Genomic DNA, 19283 nt, shown 5'->3' with positions numbered 1-19283 from the left:
ATAAAATATTCTGCTTTACAACGGTTGATTATGTGTACTATAATGATACCAATATTAACCATAACGACAATAAATTTGAGGGAAAGCATCCCAAAGTGAACATCACTGGAATTCCAGTATGCTCATTTTCGGTGAAGCTTTCCCTTTTTATGTTGTTTGGAAGGAGGGAGACCTATGAGACATCCGGCGAGGCTAGAACGCGGGAGCCTGCTGGGAGGAAGATATCGTATCCTATCGATTCTTGGTTCAGGAGGAATGAGCCATGTGTATGAGGCAGAGGATCTGAAGCTGCCAGGGAAAATCTGGGCTGTGAAGGAAAGTGTCACGAAGATGCCCTATGAAGGCAGTATGGAGAGAGAAGCGGCTCTGTTGACATCATTGCGCCATCCGAGACTTCCGCAGATTGTTGATTTTTTTGCTCCTGATGAAGAGGGTTATACGTACCTGGTCATGGAATATATTGAAGGTTTGACGCTGAGTGACTACTTTAAACAGTGCCGGGGCAAAATTCCGGTGGAACAGTTGATGGAATTTGTGCTTCAATTACTGGATGTTCTGAGTTATTTGCATAAATTGGATCCTCCTGTCATTTACCGGGACCTGAAGCCGTCCAACATTATGATTACACCAGAGCATGAAGTGCGCTTGATTGATTTCGGTATTGCCCGCAGTTATAAGACGCATCATGCTGAAGACACGGTAAAACTCGGGACTGCGGGATTTGCGGCACCAGAACAATATGGCTCCGGGCAAACGGATGCCCGTTCAGATCTATATGGTCTAGGAGCCCTGATGTTGTACCTGATGACGAGTGGAGCTTACACAGAATGGATTCAAGGCGTGGAAAGTTCTATACGGAGCGATATCCCGCGAACATACATCCCTGTTGTTAGACGGTTGCTACGATATGATGTGAATGAACGGTTTCAAACGGCGGATGAGGTGAGGAAGGAACTGCTTCGAGTACCGGGAATGATGTCTTTCCCTTCAAATCAGCAACTAACGGTTGGCGGGGGCACAAGAGTGATTGCACTTACAGGGGTTTCTGCTGGGGCCGGTGTTACTCATACAGCGATAGCGATCAGTCACTATTTGGAGAGGCAGAACTTTAAGGTCGCGGTGATCGAAATGTCACCTCGGTCTCAATCATTTACACGTATCCAGCACATTGCTCTAGGTGGTAAACCCGTGGCATCAAGCAGGCAGTTTGCGGTGGATGGCGTGCATTATTGGAAGCAGTCTGGCCGAGCCGACATTTTATCCCTGCTGGGCGGTAGTTATCAATTTATTGTGATGGATCTAGGTAGCGGACAGGATCAGAATCGATTAGAGGAGTTTTTGCGTGCGGATCTGCCTATCATTATCGGTTCTGGTGCCGAATGGAAACTAGCAGAGATTGGGGCTTTTGTACGAACACATTATCGCTTTCCCCGGGAGAAATGGATTTACTGCCTTCCGCTCGCTGCAGCGGATGCGGTGGAACGTTTACGAATAACACTGGATACATCCCGCGTATACGGATTGCCACTGCAGCTGGACCCATTTGACAAGGATGCTCATATGGATAAGGTATTTTCACAGATTCTAGGGCATTTGATGGTAAGGCAGACCCCAAAACGTTCATTTTTTTCTCTTAAAAAGTATATGAGTAGAAAAGATTAGGAAAGGAGAGCCTCTTTTGTCCAAATTAAGAAAACAAAGTCGTCAACTGATTTATGCAGGACTGATTGGAGCAGGAGCTGTCGGTATGATTTTTGGAGGTTACGTGTTCTATCAGCTGAGCACAAAAGAGGATGTCAGGTCCGCTATGGAGGACCGTTATCTGTCAGCATATGAGGAGAAAGAAGCGGAATTGTTACAGCAATGGAATTCTGGTGCCCGAGGGTGGGTAACGATCAGGGATATCGAAGCGGGAGAACTTATCTCACCAGAGGATCTGAAACTGATTGCGATACCGGATGCTCAGGCTCCACGCAATCTGTGGTCCAGTTCGCAGAAGCTGGAAGGGCAGTCAGCTAAAATTGAGCTAAAAAAAGGAACAGCGATCACAACGGAAATGGTGTATGAGGGAACACCGGCATCGCCTGATTTAAGAAATCGCGAGTTGCAAGTGGTGCTGCTGCCTTCTTCGCTTGCCAAAGGAGACATGATCGACGTACGTATTCAGTTTCCCACAGGTCAAGACTATATCCTCTTGTCCAAGAAAAAGGTGGAACGATTAAACGCAGCAACACTATGGATTACGATGACAGAAGAGGAGATTTTGTCATTGTCCAGTGCAATCGTGGATGCCTATTTACATAAAGCTTCAATCTACGCTCTAACCTATGTAGAACCACAATTCCAGACAGCAGCTATTCCGACATATCCAGCCAATTCCGAAGTGTTAAAGCTGCTGGAGAGTGATCCAAATATTGTGCGTCATGCCGAGCAGGAATTGTCGAGACAAGTTCGAAGTTCACTCGAAAGTTCGCTCGCTGCCTCCATGTCAGCTCCATCTAATGGTGTCGAACGAGATGTGGCACAATCTTCTGTTACGTATAATAAAAGGCCAACAGTTCAAGATTCACCTGAAGCTAATGGAACGATCTGGAACGACGGATCAGGCAATAGGGGAACAGATCATACGGGAGAGGCATCAGACCCTATCGAATCTTCAACTTTGAACGAGCAACAGCAATTGCTGACGGGAAATGAGTAATTGAATTAGATCAGATATTCTTATAACAACATTAAATTGAGATTGAGGGGCGCTGATCAGTGCACATTTGGATTTTTGCAGGTTTATGTGAGAAAAATGACCTGATGTTATATCTGAGTAAAATACTTGCTTCAACAGGTAAGCGGGTTCTCTTAGTGGATGGTACGTTGCAACAAAAATATGGATACGGTGTTGGAGATCGTCAGCAATCATTGCAAGTTGTGGAATTCGAGGGATTTGATATCGCATGTCATTTTGTTACTTCAATGACGGTAGAGCATCATTTGCAGATTAGCGGTGAGAGTCTGGACAGTTATGATTATGTGTTATACGACATCGAGACATCACACTTTGCTTCACGTCATTTATGGCTTACCGCAGAAGTTCGTGTCTGGGTGAGCGATTATGAACGATACAATCTGGAACGAGGGAAAGGGTGGTTGGAACAGTTGTTCAACGAACATGGGCTTCCTGAAGAGCTGACTTTCCAACGAATGTTGATTAATGGCGTGGATTGTAGACTTGAAGCCCATTATCTTTGGGCCTATTTTGAGGGTGGTCCTTTTCGGTGGACTGGGGAGTCTCTGATTCTTCCGTGGGATGAGCTGAGCGCTGCGGTTAAGCTAGAAAATGAACATTATAACCGTGTGCATATCGGCCCACTGTCCAGAAATTACAAAAAATCCTTATGCCGCGTTGTGGAACAATTGACTGGATGGGAGAGCGTTCGCAGCTGTCGTGCGATCAAAGAAGCAGGGAGGATGAGGGCATGAGTACGATCGCTTTTTGGAGTCCTTTTGCTGAAATGGGATGTTCCTCAAGTGCATTGATGAGTGCCTATGCGACAGCATTCCAGTATAAAGCCAGAGTATTGCTCGTGAATACAGGCCCCGCGAATTGTGGGGTAGAATCAGGCATAATTCAGGATGAGAAGAGCTCAACCGAAAAATCGTATTCTTTTGAAGAAAATGGTTGGGATGCTGTTGAACGGCTATTTATTAGCGGTAGTCTTAACAAACACAACCTAAAGGATTACACCAAACCGTTGTTGAAAGAGCGGCTCGATCTGCTGACTGGAAGCGTATATGGAAATGAGCGCTCTGCGATTGAAAAAGGGGAGTTGATAAAAAAACTGCTGGAGATTGCTAATCAATGTTATGATCTTGTACTTCTGGATGCTGATCAATCTAATGTGAATTCACAACTTATATTGCAGCAGGCTGATGTTGTTGTCGTTGTTCTGAATCAGAATATGAGGAATCTGGAACACTTTTTCGAAAAAATTCTGCCTGAACAAATAACGGAACGAAAACTACATGTTCTTATCAATAAATATGATTCGAATTCTCGTGCTACACTCGCCAATATTAAGCGTGGTTTTAGATACAAGGGGAGTCTTTCCGCAGTTCCGTATACGACCGGGTATCTGGATGCGATCAACCGCAGAGATGTCCCCAGATACTTGCAACTTGAGAGTCTGACTGAGAAAAAACAAGTTCAAAAAGGGAGTTTTGCCTCAAGTATGGCTGAACTCGCTTGCCTGATTATGGACGGTGCGGGGATGCGTACTGTGCTGAAGAGGCTGGAAAGGGGAGCCTGAATCTCTAGTGGTCTGGAATGCGACGTTCATCACAATTATTATAATTACAGGTATATGTTATGTATGGTTTAAGTATCGGGCCTTTATGCGGGAAAGAAGTGAACGTATACCTGAGCAGGAGTCCTTTACGTTTGAGACATTGATTGAACAAGTGAAAAATTCATTGCATGAAATAAGCCATAGCCAGCTTGCCGATGCGGGTTTACATGAAGAAGAGTATCGCCGCAGAATCAATCAACGTGCTGAGATGAGAAAAGCGCTCAAAAGCTGTGTATCAGGAAGCATCAGTGACAAGACGTATGTCAAAAATCTGATTGGTGACTTGCTGACACGAAGTATTGGTCTGAATAAGTCTAATGTCGATGAAGTGATGATGTTTGCTGAACCAGAGCGGTTAAGCGTACAAGATCGCTTCGATATTATCTTTTATTTATACCGCGAGCGATTTGGAGTAGATGCTCTCTCCAGAATGATTGATACCTATGACTTAGGTAAACTAAGGCTGGAAGAAGGCTCAGAAGATGGCGGCAGTTATTATATTTCCGAGCAAGATATCCAGCATGTCTTTGAATGTGAATATCGGGAATTGGGATTTAGAGAAAAGGTAGAAATTATCGTGCAACGTATCTACCAACAATACAAAGGATTCTCTGTTGTGGATGAAATCAGGGATCAACGGATCGATGGTGTTAGTGGAGGGGTGAGCGGGGCTCTGGAGATACTGCCACATACGGGAAATCATGTACCCGCTTCTTGGAATGATCTTCTGGAGCATGCTTTTGAGGATGAGATTAATGAGGAACCGCTAAGCGGGATGGAGAGTGTGTGGATCTTTTATAAAGGGAAGTCCATTCATTTGTCTTTCTTAAGTTTTGGCAGCATCCGGGAGTTGAAACGAGTGTGTCAGAACATATATAAATACAATTATCCTGGTCAATTGTCGGAAGCAAGCGGTTATAAAGTGAATGAGATGAAAGACGGCTCACGTGTGGTCGTTGTGCGTCCTCCTTTTGCGGAATCCTGGGCATTCTTTGTTCGGAAGTTTGATATTCCCAACGCCTCCCTTGAACAGTTGATTACAGGTAACAACGCACAATTGCCAATAGAACTGCTGCAATATTTGATGAAAGGTAGTCGGATCACGGCAGTAACGGGTGCACAGGGCTCTGGTAAAACTACATTGCTGATGGCCATGGTGAAACATATCTATGCTTCCTATACTTTGCGAGTACAGGAGATGGCATTTGAGCTGCAATTAAGACGGATATACAGTCGCCGTAACATTCTGAGTTTTCGGGAAACGGAACATATATCGGGTCAGCAAGGACTGGATCTACAGAAAAAAACAGATGGGACAGTGAACATTCTCGGTGAGGTTGCGAGTGATGAGGTTGCTGCCTGGATGATTCAGATGTCACAGGTGGCGAGTTTGTTTACCCTGTTTACGCATCACGCCAAAACTTTCCGTGATCTGGTGTTTTCACTCCGGAATTCGTTACTCAAGACAGGCATGTTCCATCATGAACATATTGCTGAAGAACAGGTTGTCAGTGTCATTAACTTTGATGTTCATATGAAAAAAGATGCAGAGGGCCGCAGATATATTGAGCGGATTACCGAATGTATTCCCCATTCCCGCGAAGCGGAAAGCATGGAAGAAAGAGCAGGGTTCACTTTTAGAAATGTCGTAGAGTATCATCAAGGAAAATATGTGGCTACTGCTCCGATCTCGGCTTCTAGCATCGTGGATATGCAGGAGCAGATGACACTTCCAGATGCCGAGAAGTTTGGTCGGTTTATTGGACAACACTGGGGTGGAACCTATGAGCATTAAATGGATATTGTTGGTTGTAGTCAGTTTTTGTGTAGTTGGTTTAGCCATCACGTTAATCATTCTTCATATGCTAAGGCGGAGAGAGTCAGCTTCGACGTACGCTACGGGGAAAATCGTGAATATTCAAGGTAAGAAGTACAGAGATTGGGGAAGTTTCCTCTTGCAGGCGTATCATGTCGGTATGAAAATACCCTTGCTTTCAATGTATATTTTGCAAGTGCAAAAAAGAATCTCATATCGTTATGCCAGGGATGAACCAGCGCTTCGGAGAGTCACGATGAACGTTGTTCTGATTATTATGGGCGGGTACGGAAGTGTTAGTACCGTGTTGTTTTGGTTACAGCCAGGGATAACTTTTATTCTTCTGGCTATGCTGTGCGCTATCGTGCTGAACAGTCTTGTGTTAGATATGTGTTTGAGTCGTATCGAGAAAAAACTGCTGGTGCAAATGCTAGATTTGTTCGCAGATGTAAGACACCGGTATCATCAGCATGGCATGGTTGAGGAAGCATTGTACGAAGCGTCCGAAGCAGGTACAGGAGAAGCCGCCGAGCAAGTGAGGCTGATCTATGAAGCTTTGACTTCTCCCGACCCCAATGAAGCACTTGAACGATATTATGAAGTGGCACCAAATCGTTTTCTCAAAGGTTTTGCCGGTGTGTCTTATATGGTGATGGAGTTCGGAGATAAGGACAAGGAGCAGGGCTCCATTTATCTGCAAGGTTTAGGTAATCTGACTCAGGAGATACACCTGGAGATTTTAAGGCGTGACAAGCTTGATTATCTGCTTCAAGGGTTAAACGTAATTGCTCTTGCACCTGTACTGTTTACAGGGCCAATTGAGCATTGGGCTCGGGTCAGTTTCCCGACAATGGATGATTTTTATCGCGGCAAACTTGGTTTTATCACTAAAATATCCATCTACATTATCATCATTGTTGCTTACTTGCTGTTACAGCGTCTTCAGCAATATGATGAAATCCGCTACCGTTCCGGGAAGAAACAATCCAGACTGGATCGCTTTTTGTATAAACATGTTGTTTTACGGAGGTTGGCTATGCTTTTTGCTGCCAAACCGGGAACGACCCCATACAATCAGACGATCAGATTAATGAGAGAGAGCAGTACCGATCTGAAATATGAATGGGTAGCTATACGCAGATTATTGCTATTCGCAAGTTGTCTGATTCTGACTGTAGGATTGATTCTTTTACTACATCAAGTTGAGCGTAATCATATATTGCACGATCCAATCAGGGATGACCGCATGTTTGGTGCAATGTCTGAGGCGGATTTGAAAGTGGCCCGAGAGAAGACGGCGCTGGATGGAGCGGTTATGGCGTATGTTGAGATGAAGCGGGCAGCCACATACGAAGATATTTCCAATGCACTGCTGCAGCTTGCACCAGTCCAGCTTGATCACGATGCTCAGACGGCGACAATTCAGCGGATTATAGACAAGATTGAGGCATATAACAACCAATATATGCGATGGTGGGAGATTATTTTGGCGCTGCTCATAGGGATAGGGGGCTATAATCTGCCCATCTGGCTCATGTTGTTCCAGCGTAAAATGCGAAGGTTGGATATGAGGCATGAAATCTATCAATTTCAGACGGTGATATCGATTTTGCGAGAGATGGATCGGATGTCTGTCGAGGAGATTGTAGAATGGCTTAATCGATTCGCTGTCATATTCAAAAGGCCACTACAAAAGTGTTTGTTGCACTTCGAACATGGCCCTGAACAAGCGCTAGAACAATTAAAAGAGGAGGTAGGTTTGCCTGAATTTCAACGTTTGATTGATAAACTGCAACTGGCTTTAGGTAAAATATCCATTCGTGAAGCTTTTGATGATCTAGAAAGCATGATGGCCTTTTATTTTGAACAGCGCAAACAGGAGTACAGCAAAATTATTGATATCAAGGCTGGATGGGGAAGGACGATCGGTTTTACGCCCATGTATGCTCTGATCTTCATGTACCTCGTTATTCCGCTGGTCGGCATGAGTTTTGTACAGATGAACATGTACTATGAGCAAATCCAGAAACTGTAGTGTTTGACTTTTACGAAGAACAAGAACTGAAAAATAATCATTCATAACACTTTAGGAGGGTATTTAATATGAATAATGCATCTAGTGCTTTAAAGGTGGCAGCGGGGATATTTTTGACGATTGCCCTGATTACGATTGTAGTTTTGTTATTTATTTCGGCGCAGGAGGCAACCAAAACGGCGCAAAATAATTTTGCAGATATTCAAACCGAGCTTTCTCAGGCAGCATTTACAGTGTATGACGGAACAACCATCAGTGGATCACAAGTGACCAATGCTTTACGGAAATATGCGGACAAGGACCAGTTTGGTATCCGGGTTATTACGGGTAAAAACAAAAGCGGACAGTGGTACGGTAATCAGCTTAACATCTCTCAGGATGTTAATAACGCGGACTATGGTTCTGTCATTGCACCTGATGACAAGGTAGGCAGTATTAATCAGACGATGAGTGAAAAGGACAATCAATATGTTAATCCTAGTGGTAAATTTAAGGCAATTATCGTAAAAGACCGATCGAATGTGGTTAGAGGTCTGATTTTCCAGCAATCCTGACTGGAGCTGGTTGAATATGTCCCGGAACACACAGCATCTGATGCTGTTCTGTACGGCGGTTGTCCTTTTTGTGACAGCCTGCCTGTACGGGCAGAGGAACATCCGTATTTTAAACGATGCCTTGAACGACAGGGTGAAAACAAATGCGGCTATGGAAGGCAGAGTCCATACGACACTTCACACAAGTGGCTTGGTCGGATACACCGGAGCTGAGGTTCTGCATACGGTTCGGCAAATGACAGGTACAAGGGTTCGGGTTGAGGTAGACGGTCATGAGTATGTGATTGATCCACTTGAACATCGATCAGTTGTGATTCCAGTTGAGCTAGATGGGAAATATCGATCTGAATATAACCGAAGTGAATCCGGTGAATTGTTAAAGCTTTCTTTTTGGAAGGAGGTAGAGAGTCAGTGATCAATGCAGTATCCAAACTGTTTGCGGTATTGCTTGCTGTTTTACTGCTCTATGTGTATCCTGCGGCCGAGACCGCTGAACGTCAGGATGATATTGCGCGCTTGGCAGCGACTCAAAGTGTCACACGATTTGTGGATGCTGTCCGCACTAAGGGATATATCTCACCTCGAATGCTCGCGGAGTTTCAAGAACAGTTAGCCCAAACGGGTAATAACTATGACATTTCGATGGAACATTTACACAAAAAATATGTCCCCCATTATTCAGATCCGATGATTCAGAGTAGCTTCACGGGTACATATGAAGTTGTTCATGATGCATTTTACTTGTCACAGATTCAGGACCGGTTATATCCGTTGTCTAGCACATTGTCCATCGATGATCCTGGGCGCAGATATACGCTCCATATGGGCGACTTCTTCACGGTGAGACTTAAAAGTACCAATCGCACACCTTCTATGATGATACGAGAATGGTTACAAGGTACAGTCCAGGCTTCTGCGGTTTTTACTTCTTATGGAGGTATGGTATTGAATGAAGATTACTGAGCTTTCTATCGTATTTGTACTCATTTTCTTCCCGTTCTTTTACATCCTCACGTTTCATACGCATGATGCGCAAGAGGCCAATGAACTGGCTTATCGCTACAAAACAGCGTTACAAACTGCAGTGATGGATGCTGGCGCAGTCATGCACCAGAATGAAAAACAACATGCTGAAGCAGGTTATGATTCTGCCAAGTTTGTTAAAGCGGATAAGGAACTGGCGCTGACCACCTTTACCCAAACGATGGCATTAAACATGGGCATACAGGATGACAAGGCAGCGATTCAACATATGTTTGATTATATTCCAGCGATTGTAGTTATGGATTACGATGGTTATTACATTTATGCCAAGGAAACCGAGATGACTGGGGAGATGGAAAAGTCTCATAAGCATGTGTGGAGTCCCAAAAAGCCTTATACATATTCAGATTCAGACGGAAATAGCATTAATTTTACACTTGACGGTTATGTGTATGCATATGATGCTGGTGCAAGGAAATGGATCGAAGGATTTCAGGAGGAGCTGGCCTCGAATTCCACGATTACACTGCTTCAGGACTCTACAACTTTTGAACAGGTGCGGCGCAGCCGAATCGTGACCCGAATACAGGACGAGCTTGCGGACGTAATCAATCGACATAATGAATTTGCTAGGAGAAATGGTGTCTCTTATGTATTCACGATGCCTTTGGTCTCACAGGAAGATTGGTACAATTCGATCAATGATACGGGCATTATGGCTTTTATACAGGGTATCGCTGTAGGGGATCAGAAGATTAACAATTATGCCATTGGTGGAGGCCGTTTGGTCAAAAAAACGGCTGTTGTTGGCGGGATTGACCCCTCAACAGGAATTAAATATTATCATCCTGCCACCTGTAACCCCGGTTTTCGTGCTGAAGAGGTGTTTACAACTGCAAAGCAGGCAGCCGCTAGAGGTTATTTCGAATATGATTGCTCCGCCCATGTGTCATTACTTTCAGAAAAGACTGAACCTGTGCTAGAATAGGGTTTTGGAACGTGAACTAAAAGTAATGTAAATAGATAGGAGCAGTCTCATCTTATGAGTTTATTGTCAGTAGAGAACGTCAGTCACAATTTCGGAGACCGTACGTTATTTAAAAATGTTTCGTTTCGTCTGCTTGCTGGAGAACGAGTGGGTCTAGTTGGAGCTAATGGTGCAGGAAAATCAACTCTAATGAATATCCTCACCGGAAAATTGCTTAAAGATAGCGGTAAAGTGGAATGGACGCCTAAAGTTCGATATGGCTATCTGGATCAACACACCAAGTTAACACCAGGCAAGACCATTCGTGATGTGCTTAAAGATGCTTTTCTGCCGCTACTGGAACTGGAGAAGCAAATGATGGCAATTACGGATCAGATGGCTGATGCTGATCCAGACAAACTTGAGCAGTTACTTGAAGAAATGGGCGATATTCAAGAGCAACTCGAACAGGGCGATTTTTATCTGATCGATGTAAAAGTAGAAGAAATGGCAAACGGTTTGGGATTAAATGCAATTGGCCTTGATCGGGATGTTGCTGCTCTTAGTGGTGGACAACGTACGAAAGTCCTGCTTGCGAAATTGTTATTGGAGAAACCCACTGCCCTATTATTGGATGAGCCGACAAACTATCTGGATGTAGAGCATATTGAGTGGCTAACAAGATATTTGAAAGACTACCCATATGCTTTTCTATTGATTTCCCATGATACAGAGTTCATGAATGAAGTGGTTAATGTCATCTATCATTTGGAATTTGCAAAACTGACGCGTTATGCGGCCAACTATGAAAAATTTCTTGAAATGGCAGATATGCAGAAAGCACAGCATATTGATGCCTACGAGAAGCAGCAGGAATACATCAAAAAGCAGGAAGATTTCATTCAACGCAACAAGGCTCGAGCTTCGACCTCTGGTCGAGCGAAAAGCCGGGAAAAACAACTTGGAAAGGTCGAGCGAATTGATCGGCCAGACGAAGCAGCAAAACCAACATTTAAGTTCAAGGATGCCCGCGCAAGCAGCAAAACCGTTTTTGAAGGCATTGATTTTGAGATCGGTTATACGTATCCATTACTCCCCAAGATGACCATGACGATTGAACGTGGCGAAAAGATCGCGATTGTGGGATGCAACGGTGTAGGTAAATCTACACTGCTCAAAACGATCCTGGGCAAAATAGCGCCAATAAGCGGAAAAACGTTTCTCGGAGATTATTTGGAGACAGCTTACTTTGAACAGGAAGTACGAGCTGGAAATATTACACCGATCGATGATGTGTGGAACGAGTTTTCACATTTGACACAGAACGAGGTGCGAGGACATCTTGCGCGTTGTGGGCTCAAAAATGAGCATATTACGCGTCCACTTAACATGCTTAGCGGTGGGGAGCAAGCCAAAGTCCGATTGTGCAAACTGTTGATGCGTGAAAGCAACTGGGTTTTGTTTGATGAGCCGACGAACCATCTGGATGTCACAGCAAAAGCTGAACTGCAGCGTGCGTTGAAAGAATATAAGGGAACCGTTTTACTTGTATCGCACGAACCTGATTTTTATGAAGGCTGGGTCACCAAAACATGGAATGTAGAAGAGTGGTCCGAAAAAGCACGATGACAAAAAAATCCGATTGTGGTAATATAGGCTACAACTTCATATGAACACTAGGGGGGCCGCACGATGCGGCTGAGATGGAAGAATGCGATTCTGGACCCTTTGCACCTGATCTGGATCATACCAGCGTAGGGAAGTGGCGCGTTTCAGCGAAAACGGTAGTAAATTGATTCCTAACGTAAAAATGGGATCTTATTACATCGTAATGACAAGCGTTTGAATATCGAATAAACAGTTATCGGTTTGACTAATTGAACTGTTTACCAGGTTTGTCACACGTTTGTTATTGAACTGAACCTTTTTATACGCAGCCACTCCCCTACGGGAGTGGCTTTTTTGATTACAAATTTGTCATTACAACTTCTCCAAGCTTGTAGCTGAAAGGAGCGAGAACAAGGTTGAATGCCAGGATGTCAGAGCAAGATCAAGAGCGTGAACAAGATTGCCCCTTATTTGAACTACATGTAATATCCACGAATAGAGGGGAAAAAGAAGTTATGTTGAAGGCAGCCAAGCAAATCTGGCCTTACGTGCATTACATTCATATCCGGGAAAAGCATCTTTCACTGTATGAACGATACAACTGGGCAAAGTTGATGGCAGAGTCTGGTATTCCATCTTCCCGCATTGTAATTAATGGCGCGAAACGGGCTGCACCTGGTGATATTTTTCAAGGGATACATTGGAGCCAAGACATGCTGGAAAGAGCAAAACTAACAGTAAAGCCGGAAAACAAGCATGATCTGCGGCTTCGATTGGGGATATCGGTGCATTCGTTGCACGAAGCGAAAATTGCCGAAGAGTATGGTGCAGATTACCTTTTTTTTGGGCATGTGTATGCAAGTGCAAGCAAACCTGATGTAGCAGCGAGAGGGTTAGATGCATTGGCGGAAGTATGCTCCAGTGTAAAGGTTCCTGTTATTGCAATCGGCGGGATTCAGCCGTGTAACATTCGGGCTGTCAGGTCTGCGGGAGCCGGGGGTGCTGCTGTGATCTCAAGTGTGTTGAAACATGCAAACCCTGGTTATGCTGCTGCGCTCCTTAAACAGGCTGTGGAAGCGTGATGTGATTTCTTTCCGATCAAGAGCTGGAAATAATGCCAAGCCGAGAAGATGTGAACGTTGTTCAAACAAGGAGATGACAAAATGGTACAGAGCGGACTGAGTCAACCTGAGAAAGTCATAGGTTCATCATATAATCATGCTAAGTTTAAGCTGCTGACCCCATCTGAAAATTCAACGAAGACCCCAGAAATCTGTCATGCAGAAACCATCATTGTGGGCGGTGGAGTCATAGGCTGTGCGATTGCTTTTGAACTGGCATCCAGAGGTCAGGAGGTACTTCTTGTTGAGCAGTCGGAGATTGCCAGCGGAGCTTCATGTGCAGCTGCCGGCATGCTGGCAGCAGAAAGCGAAGATTTTGCACATCCATTCATGGCAAAAGCCGCGCATGAAAGCAGGGAATTGTTGCATAAGCACAAAGAGCAAATATCCGCTATAACTGGTATGGATATTGGCTTAAGGCGTAGCGGATTTATCACACCCTTTCGATCATACAGTGATCTAAGTAAGTACAAGGATAGACGAAATACTACTTCGGGAGTGCAACAACTTTGGTGGGATCGAAGCACGGTGCAACGAGAAGCGCTATGGTTGAATCGGGATACGTACGGCGCTTATTACCGATCGCTCGAGAGCGAAGTGTTGCCCGTGTCATTGACGAGAGCTTATGCGAGGTCGGCTGAAATGATGGGTGCCCGCATTTTGGAAGGCGTTCAAAATGTTCGTCTGGTCGTAGATAACCATGGTGTTCGAGGGATTAAAACTGCTAAGGGAGAGGTGTGTTGCAAACATATCATCATAGCTGCTGGCCTACAAGGGGAGCAACTCATGCATCAAGTGGGGGTCGCTTTGCCTTCAAGTCCGGTGAAAGGTGAAATTATGGCCGTTCGGTTTCCTATAGATCAGGCTGGAGGCAGACCCGATCGCACGGTATATGCAGAAGATGTCTATATTGTTCCGAAAGCCAACGGAGAGGTGTGGATCGGCGCAACCAGTTTGCCAGGAAGAAAAGATCACAGCGTATCGGCTAATAGTGTGCAACGATTACTTGGAGCGGCAAGTTATTGGATTCCGGGAATCAAAGAAGCAGACTTTGTGCGGGCATGGGCAGGTATAAGACCTTCCACCCCTGATGGGCTACCGTATATAGGGAAATACGAGCAAATACCTGGCTTGTACACAGCGTATGGTCATTTTCGTAATGGAATATTGCTTAGTGCAATCACAGGTCGCTGGATTGCAGACCTATTAGAGGGGAAACGTGCGGAAGAGATCGGGATTGAAGCATTGTCGCCCGAACGATTGAACAGAAAGGGAGTGATGTTGTGAACATTATCGTGAACGGCCAAAAGATGGAGGTTGACGACGGGTTAAATCGTGTTGACAAATTACTGCATTCATTCAACTTGCAAGTGAAAACGGTGGTAGTTGAGTTGAATCGTAATATTTTGACCAAAGATCACCATGAAACAACAACGCTAAGAGAAGGAGATCGGATAGAGATTGTTCATTTTGTCGGAGGGGGCTGAGCAAAGTAATTCGTAGACGTGGCTGAATCTTGTTGATTTGGTAGTTGGTATTGGGAAGTTGTTAAAACCTAGGAGGTTAGAAGATGTTGACAATTGGTAAATACTCTTTTGAATCAAGGTTGTTGCTTGGAACAGGAAAGTTCAGCGATATGGAAGTACAGAGTCAGGCCGTGGAAGCTTCAGGTACGGAAGTGCTTACCTTTGCTGTACGCCGTCTGAATCTGGAGGATACAGGCGCGCAGCACTTTCTGGATACGCTGGATCTGAGCAAATACACGCTGCTGCCTAATACGGCAGGAGCTTCGACTGCGGAAGAAGCGGTGAGAATCGCTGAGCTTGCGCGAGCTTCGGGGCTTTGTGATATGATAAAAGTCGAAGTCATCGGAGACGGAGTAACGTTACTGCCTGACCCACTTGAAACGTACAAGGCTTGCAGCATTTTGCTCGAAAAAGGATTTACCGTGTTGCCCTATATTTCGGACGACGTTATTTTAGCTAAACGGCTTCAATTGCTTGGTGTACATGCAGTCATGCCTGGAGCTTCGCCAATTGGAGCGGGTAGAGGAATCATAAACCCTTATAATCTTGAAATCATCATAGAGCAAGCGGCAGTGCCTGTTATTGTAGATGCAGGTTTACGCTCCCCCAAAGATGCCGCTTATGCCATGGAACTTGGGGCTGACGGTGTATTGCTTAACACAGCTGTATCTGGATCAGCTGATCCGGTTGTCATGGCAAAAGCGATGCGCCTCGGGGTTGAAGCAGGCAGGCTGGCGTATACGGCAGGCTTAATTCCAGTGAAACGTTATGCGGCAGCAAGCAGTCCGGTGGAAGGAATGGTTCATACATGACAGATCAGTTACATCATGCGGAGCAGAGTAGTCGTTACTCCAGACAGGAACGATATGCTCCGCTCGGCAAAGAAGGTCAAGCGAGGCTAAAAGACAGCAAAGTTTTAATTATTGGAGCTGGGGCACTTGGAACAGGTATTGCAGAAACGTTAGTGCGTTCCGGTGTTGGGCAAATTACCATTGTAGACCGGGACTATGTGGAATGGAGTAACCTCCAGCGGCAACAACTTTATGTTGAACAGGATGCGATTGAACGCATGCCAAAAGCGATGGCGGCTGTCAAACGTTTAACAGCAATTAATTCAACCGTTCGCATCGAGGCCAAAGTGATGGATGTGCGAGTGGATGAACTCGAAGAACTAGTTGGGCATACCGATTTAATCATGGATGCAACGGATAATTTTGATACAAGATTACTAATTAATGATATGGCACAGAAGCACAACATTCCCTGGATCTACGGAGGATGTGTGGGCAGCTATGGTATTACGTTTACATTTCTTCCTGGTGACACACCTTGTTTAAACTGCCTCTTGGGAGAAGTGCCGCTTGGTGGGGATACTTGTGATACGTCTGGCATCATTCCTCAAGCGGTGCAGATGGTGACGGCCAATCAGACAGCGGAAGCGATGAAGCTGCTAAGCGGTAACACAGCTGCTCTGCGCCGTAAATTGTTGTCATTTGATGTGTGGAGGAATGAGTACATATCCATTAATGTAGACGGGGCAAAAAAGCAAGAATGTGCATCATGCAGCCCGGCAGCTACGTACCCGTTTCTTTCTGCATCCAATCTTGAGAAAACCGATGTGTTATGTGGCAGGGATACCGTTCAGATTCGTCCTGCGCGCCGCATGCAACTGGACCTTCCGCAGACAGCAGATCGATTGGAACGGCTTGGTGAAGGAAAGGTGGAAATGAATCCTTTTCTGGTGTCATTCACAACAGGTCAACATCGGTTGGTCATTTTTCAAGATGGTCGTGTTCTTGTTCATGGTACAAAAGATACGTCGGAAGCACGTACGCTGGTTCATCGGTATTTCGGCTAAGCCCTCATTAAAAATATCAAAACTCATTCATTGACAAAGTCTGTTCTCCGCGGGGATGGACTTTTTCATTTTAAGGCATCCTAACGGTACAATGCATGCCAAGTAGCAACGGAAACCAGACGGGCCGGGTGAGAAATGATGAAAACAGCGATCATATTAGTGGGTACTGGGGATTTAGTGCGCCGTATAGAGCGTATCATGCAAGACGCAGGCTATGAGGTGAAGCATATAGAATGGTTTGAATTGAACGACATGGTGGACGTTAAGACTGCTCGTCCGCATCTCATTATTTTGGTGGAGCGAGAGTTTGAGGATGTGAATCAGAGTGAACAGGATAGAATAGCATTGAAGAAATGGATGAATTCAATTTCATCTACACCTTTAATGGTTATTATTCCTGAAGCTTCGCCGCAACGGGTGATTGATTGGCTTGATTTTGGAGCGAATGATGTAATGGAGGAACCTGTTCATTGGAAGGTTATGCTTGCGAGAATTCGCAGCCTGCTTCGGTTATTCGCAAGTTCTTCCCATGAAGGGGAGGAAATAATTATGGTTCAAGACCTCAGACTTAATCTGCGTTCGCGAAGAGTTAGCCGTGGAGGGCAATATTTGAACCTGACTCCGAAAGAATATGAATTATTGGAGTTTTTAGCCTCACATCTGAATGAGGCCTGCACACGGGGAGATATTTTACGCGAGGTGTGGGGGTATGAGTTCGCCATGGATACGAACGTAGTTGATGTCTACATTAAACATCTGCGGGTGAAAGTGGATAAAGGCAGAGAGGTGAAGTTGATCCAGACGGTTCGAGGGATAGGTTATATGCTAGTCGATAGCTGATTATTAAATATTCCACCATTCTCCAGTTTGGAACAAGGGTTAATCCGGGTAAGAAAAGATAGGATGATATGAAAAAACCGGATCAATTGATCCGGTCGTCAGTTAGATTATATAGAAACAGATGGACTACAGGACGCGGCGAGCTGTAATGTACGTTCTTTTCCACGTACCGGAGTTCAGATCAGATATGGTTACACCTGGAGAGCCGTACGTATGCAGAATTTTGCCGTTTCCAGCATACACGCCAACGTGAGTAATGTTAGAGCCCGTAGAGCGGCTACCGCTCGAGAAGAACACCATATCACCAACACGAAGATTGGCTTTAGAGACGAATTTACCTTCTTTAGATTGTTGTACGGAAGTGCGCGGAAGATCTACACCATACTTTTTGAAAATGTACTTCATGAAAGAAGAGCAGTCAAAGTATCTGGTTGTTGTTGTTGAAGCACCAAATTTATATGGAGTTCCAGTAAATTTTTTACCATAGTTTACAATTTGCTGTCCTGTTGATACGGATGCCGTTGCGGCTTGTGCAACAGGTGCATTTGTCATTAATACAGCTCCAAAACCTAGTGTAGCGCACAACCCGACGGTTACGGCCTTTTGGATGAAGAAGTTTGTTTTCATGTAGTTAGTACCTCCAAAATTCGTTTTCGTTAAGTTGCTAGAGCGAGTATAACAGGTTTGTAACACCCTAGAAATTGGATACATAAGCAAAAAGGCTGATAGGACAGTAGTTTAGGTGTAATTATTAAAATACGATTAAAAATGTCAAAAAATTAATCATTGACGAATCTAGAAAAGGATGAAAAACAAAAATCCCCTTGATAATCAAGGGGATTTCTTAATTTGAGTTAATATAGAACACAAAATAAAGGTTACAAAAACGTAATAAACGAACGTCGAGCTTTAGCTTTTGACACATATAAACTTCTAAAACACCTTACTATTTTAGCATTTTAATGTTCAGTCCTTGCTTTGAATAATGAGCAGCAGGCCGCTGTCAATCGTAACTGTTCCTGACTTGTCCAGTAGCTTGTTACTAATTCCTAATGATTGTCCCATGCGAATAGTGGCTTGATCCAAAGGATACATGAATCCTTCCAGGCAGATCCCAGTGACCTCATGCGTTAATGGAAGCAAAGAGACGTAGGTATAACCACGTTGCTCGACGATAGCACTGGAGGTGGTTAACGTCATATAATTGTGCTCATCCTGCAACGCACAGGAGATGTGATGCTGCATAGCACGAACCATAATATGAACATTCGCTAGGGTATGATCCATTCGTGTGCCCGTTGCACCAAAGATGAGAATATGAGTAGGCTCATGATCCAAAGCGGTTTCAAATGCCATTTCGGTATCTGTCAGATCTTTATGGATTGGATCACAAGCGATGAATTCTACACTGTTACTGTTTACAATCTCTCGTTCTTCTTCTGTTATCGAATCGAAGTCGCCTACTGCGATATGTGGCTTGATGCCATGCTGTATTAAATACAAGGCACCACGGTCTGCCGCAATAATAACGTCATCGGGCTGAATCTCCTGGAGAAATTCCTGCGTGAGTTGGCCACCTGTGAAGATGACAATACGTTTATAGTCCATTCTATTTCATCCTTCCTTATTTATAG

The 19283-nt window shown here is 44.6% G+C and carries 19 protein-coding genes and 1 riboswitch; of the genes, 17 read left to right on the top strand and 2 right to left on the bottom strand.

Annotated elements, in window-relative coordinates; all coding sequences use genetic code 11:
• The first annotated feature begins 174 nt into the window (after window positions 1-174).
• The 17 genes from EC604_RS19390 to EC604_RS19310 all read left to right on the top strand — a co-directional run bounded on the left by EC604_RS19390 (window position 175) and on the right by EC604_RS19310 (window position 17649).
• Complete coding sequence (locus EC604_RS19390; RefSeq protein WP_123065736.1) at window positions 175-1662, top strand: serine/threonine protein kinase; 1488 nt, start codon at window positions 175-177, stop codon at window positions 1660-1662.
• A 16-nt stretch (window positions 1663-1678) separates the two neighbouring features.
• On the top strand, window positions 1679-2701 hold the full coding sequence (locus EC604_RS19385) for an SAF domain-containing protein (protein ID WP_123065735.1): 1023 nt from the start codon (window positions 1679-1681) through the stop codon (window positions 2699-2701).
• Window positions 2702-2760: 59 nt separating this feature from the next.
• The gene (locus tag EC604_RS19380; protein ID WP_123065734.1) at window positions 2761-3474 is read left to right on the top strand and encodes a hypothetical protein; all 714 of its coding nucleotides are present in this window, start codon (window positions 2761-2763) and stop codon (window positions 3472-3474) included.
• Window positions 3471-4301, top strand: coding sequence for a hypothetical protein (locus tag EC604_RS19375; protein WP_123065733.1), 831 nt, complete (start codon window positions 3471-3473; stop codon window positions 4299-4301). The genes EC604_RS19380 and EC604_RS19375 overlap by 4 nt, the downstream gene beginning before the upstream one ends.
• A gap of 7 nt (window positions 4302-4308) precedes the next feature.
• Window positions 4309-6135, top strand: coding sequence for an ATPase, T2SS/T4P/T4SS family (locus EC604_RS19370; RefSeq protein WP_240037030.1), 1827 nt, complete (start codon window positions 4309-4311; stop codon window positions 6133-6135).
• Window positions 6125-8191 carry a hypothetical protein gene (locus tag EC604_RS19365; protein ID WP_123065732.1) on the top strand — a complete coding sequence of 689 codons (2067 nt, stop codon included), beginning with the start codon at window positions 6125-6127 and terminating at the stop codon, window positions 8189-8191. Before EC604_RS19370 ends, EC604_RS19365 begins: the two co-directional genes overlap by 11 nt.
• A 68-nt stretch (window positions 8192-8259) precedes the next feature.
• Window positions 8260-8745: an ABC transporter permease gene (locus tag EC604_RS19360; protein ID WP_123065731.1), complete on the top strand. Its 486-nt coding sequence runs from the start codon at window positions 8260-8262 to the stop codon at window positions 8743-8745.
• 16 nt (window positions 8746-8761) lie between these two features.
• Window positions 8762-9160, top strand: coding sequence for a hypothetical protein (locus EC604_RS19355; RefSeq protein WP_123065730.1), 399 nt, complete (start codon window positions 8762-8764; stop codon window positions 9158-9160).
• Window positions 9157-9708, top strand: a complete 552-nt coding sequence (locus EC604_RS19350) for a hypothetical protein (RefSeq protein WP_123065729.1) — start codon at window positions 9157-9159, stop codon at window positions 9706-9708. Before EC604_RS19355 ends, EC604_RS19350 begins: the two co-directional genes overlap by 4 nt.
• Entirely contained in the window at window positions 9695-10717 is a 1023-nt protein-coding gene (locus EC604_RS19345; RefSeq protein WP_123065728.1) for a hypothetical protein, read from the top strand. The genes EC604_RS19350 and EC604_RS19345 overlap by 14 nt, the downstream gene beginning before the upstream one ends.
• A gap of 54 nt (window positions 10718-10771) precedes the next feature.
• Window positions 10772-12325, top strand: coding sequence for an ABC-F family ATP-binding cassette domain-containing protein (locus EC604_RS19340; protein ID WP_123065727.1), 1554 nt, complete (start codon window positions 10772-10774; stop codon window positions 12323-12325).
• 39 nt (window positions 12326-12364) lie between these two features.
• Window positions 12365-12474, top strand: a riboswitch (TPP riboswitch).
• Between the two features lie 258 nt (window positions 12475-12732).
• Window positions 12733-13386, top strand: coding sequence for a thiamine phosphate synthase (locus tag EC604_RS19335; protein ID WP_151458101.1), 654 nt, complete (start codon window positions 12733-12735; stop codon window positions 13384-13386).
• Window positions 13387-13443: 57 nt separating this feature from the next.
• Entirely contained in the window at window positions 13444-14712 is a 1269-nt protein-coding gene (gene thiO / locus EC604_RS19330) for a glycine oxidase ThiO (RefSeq protein ID WP_161556988.1), read from the top strand.
• Window positions 14709-14912 (top strand): sulfur carrier protein ThiS, encoded by a 204-nt coding sequence (thiS, locus tag EC604_RS19325; RefSeq protein ID WP_123065724.1) that lies wholly within the window; start codon window positions 14709-14711, stop codon window positions 14910-14912. Before thiO ends, thiS begins: the two co-directional genes overlap by 4 nt.
• Window positions 14913-14995: 83 nt before the next feature.
• Entirely contained in the window at window positions 14996-15763 is a 768-nt protein-coding gene (locus EC604_RS19320; RefSeq protein WP_123065723.1) for a thiazole synthase, read from the top strand.
• The gene (locus EC604_RS19315; RefSeq protein WP_123065722.1) at window positions 15760-16809 is read left to right on the top strand and encodes a ThiF family adenylyltransferase; all 1050 of its coding nucleotides are present in this window, start codon (window positions 15760-15762) and stop codon (window positions 16807-16809) included. The genes EC604_RS19320 and EC604_RS19315 overlap by 4 nt, the downstream gene beginning before the upstream one ends.
• A gap of 138 nt (window positions 16810-16947) precedes the next feature.
• A complete protein-coding gene (locus EC604_RS19310; protein WP_205127940.1) occupies window positions 16948-17649 on the top strand; it encodes a response regulator transcription factor in 702 nt (233 codons plus the stop codon).
• 126 nt (window positions 17650-17775) lie between these two features.
• Here the strand turns inward: EC604_RS19310 and EC604_RS19305 are convergent, their stop codons facing one another.
• Both EC604_RS19305 and EC604_RS19300 read right to left on the bottom strand, forming a co-directional pair.
• Complete coding sequence (locus tag EC604_RS19305) at window positions 17776-18276, bottom strand: C40 family peptidase (RefSeq protein WP_123065720.1); 501 nt, start codon at window positions 18274-18276, stop codon at window positions 17776-17778.
• A 339-nt stretch (window positions 18277-18615) separates the two neighbouring features.
• The gene (locus tag EC604_RS19300; RefSeq protein WP_123065719.1) at window positions 18616-19257 is read right to left on the bottom strand and encodes a thiamine diphosphokinase; all 642 of its coding nucleotides are present in this window, start codon (window positions 19255-19257) and stop codon (window positions 18616-18618) included.
• Window positions 19258-19283: the final 26 nt, after the last annotated feature.

Source organism: Paenibacillus amylolyticus (assembly GCF_003719335.1).
Lineage (GTDB): Bacteria > Bacillota > Bacilli > Paenibacillales > Paenibacillaceae > Paenibacillus > Paenibacillus amylolyticus_D.
This window is presented reverse-complemented; position numbering and strand designations above follow the sequence as displayed.

Coding starts and splice junctions, on each gene's coding strand:
- EC604_RS19375 (WP_123065733.1), top strand. CDS start 3,471: ATGAGTACGATCGCTTTTTGGAGTCCTTTTGCTGAAATGGGATGTTCC.
- EC604_RS19335 (WP_151458101.1), top strand. CDS start 12,733: ATGTCAGAGCAAGATCAAGAGCGTGAACAAGATTGCCCCTTATTTGAA.
- EC604_RS19315 (WP_123065722.1), top strand. CDS start 15,760: ATGACAGATCAGTTACATCATGCGGAGCAGAGTAGTCGTTACTCCAGA.
- EC604_RS19310 (WP_205127940.1), top strand. CDS start 16,948: ATGAAAACAGCGATCATATTAGTGGGTACTGGGGATTTAGTGCGCCGT.
- EC604_RS19355 (WP_123065730.1), top strand. CDS start 8,762: ATGTCCCGGAACACACAGCATCTGATGCTGTTCTGTACGGCGGTTGTC.
- EC604_RS19360 (WP_123065731.1), top strand. CDS start 8,260: ATGAATAATGCATCTAGTGCTTTAAAGGTGGCAGCGGGGATATTTTTG.
- EC604_RS19365 (WP_123065732.1), top strand. CDS start 6,125: ATGAGCATTAAATGGATATTGTTGGTTGTAGTCAGTTTTTGTGTAGTT.
- EC604_RS19345 (WP_123065728.1), top strand. CDS start 9,695: ATGAAGATTACTGAGCTTTCTATCGTATTTGTACTCATTTTCTTCCCG.
- EC604_RS19305 (WP_123065720.1), bottom strand. CDS start 18,276: ATGAAAACAAACTTCTTCATCCAAAAGGCCGTAACCGTCGGGTTGTGC.
- EC604_RS19340 (WP_123065727.1), top strand. CDS start 10,772: ATGAGTTTATTGTCAGTAGAGAACGTCAGTCACAATTTCGGAGACCGT.
- EC604_RS19300 (WP_123065719.1), bottom strand. CDS start 19,257: ATGGACTATAAACGTATTGTCATCTTCACAGGTGGCCAACTCACGCAG.
- EC604_RS19320 (WP_123065723.1), top strand. CDS start 14,996: ATGTTGACAATTGGTAAATACTCTTTTGAATCAAGGTTGTTGCTTGGA.
- EC604_RS19390 (WP_123065736.1), top strand. CDS start 175: ATGAGACATCCGGCGAGGCTAGAACGCGGGAGCCTGCTGGGAGGAAGA.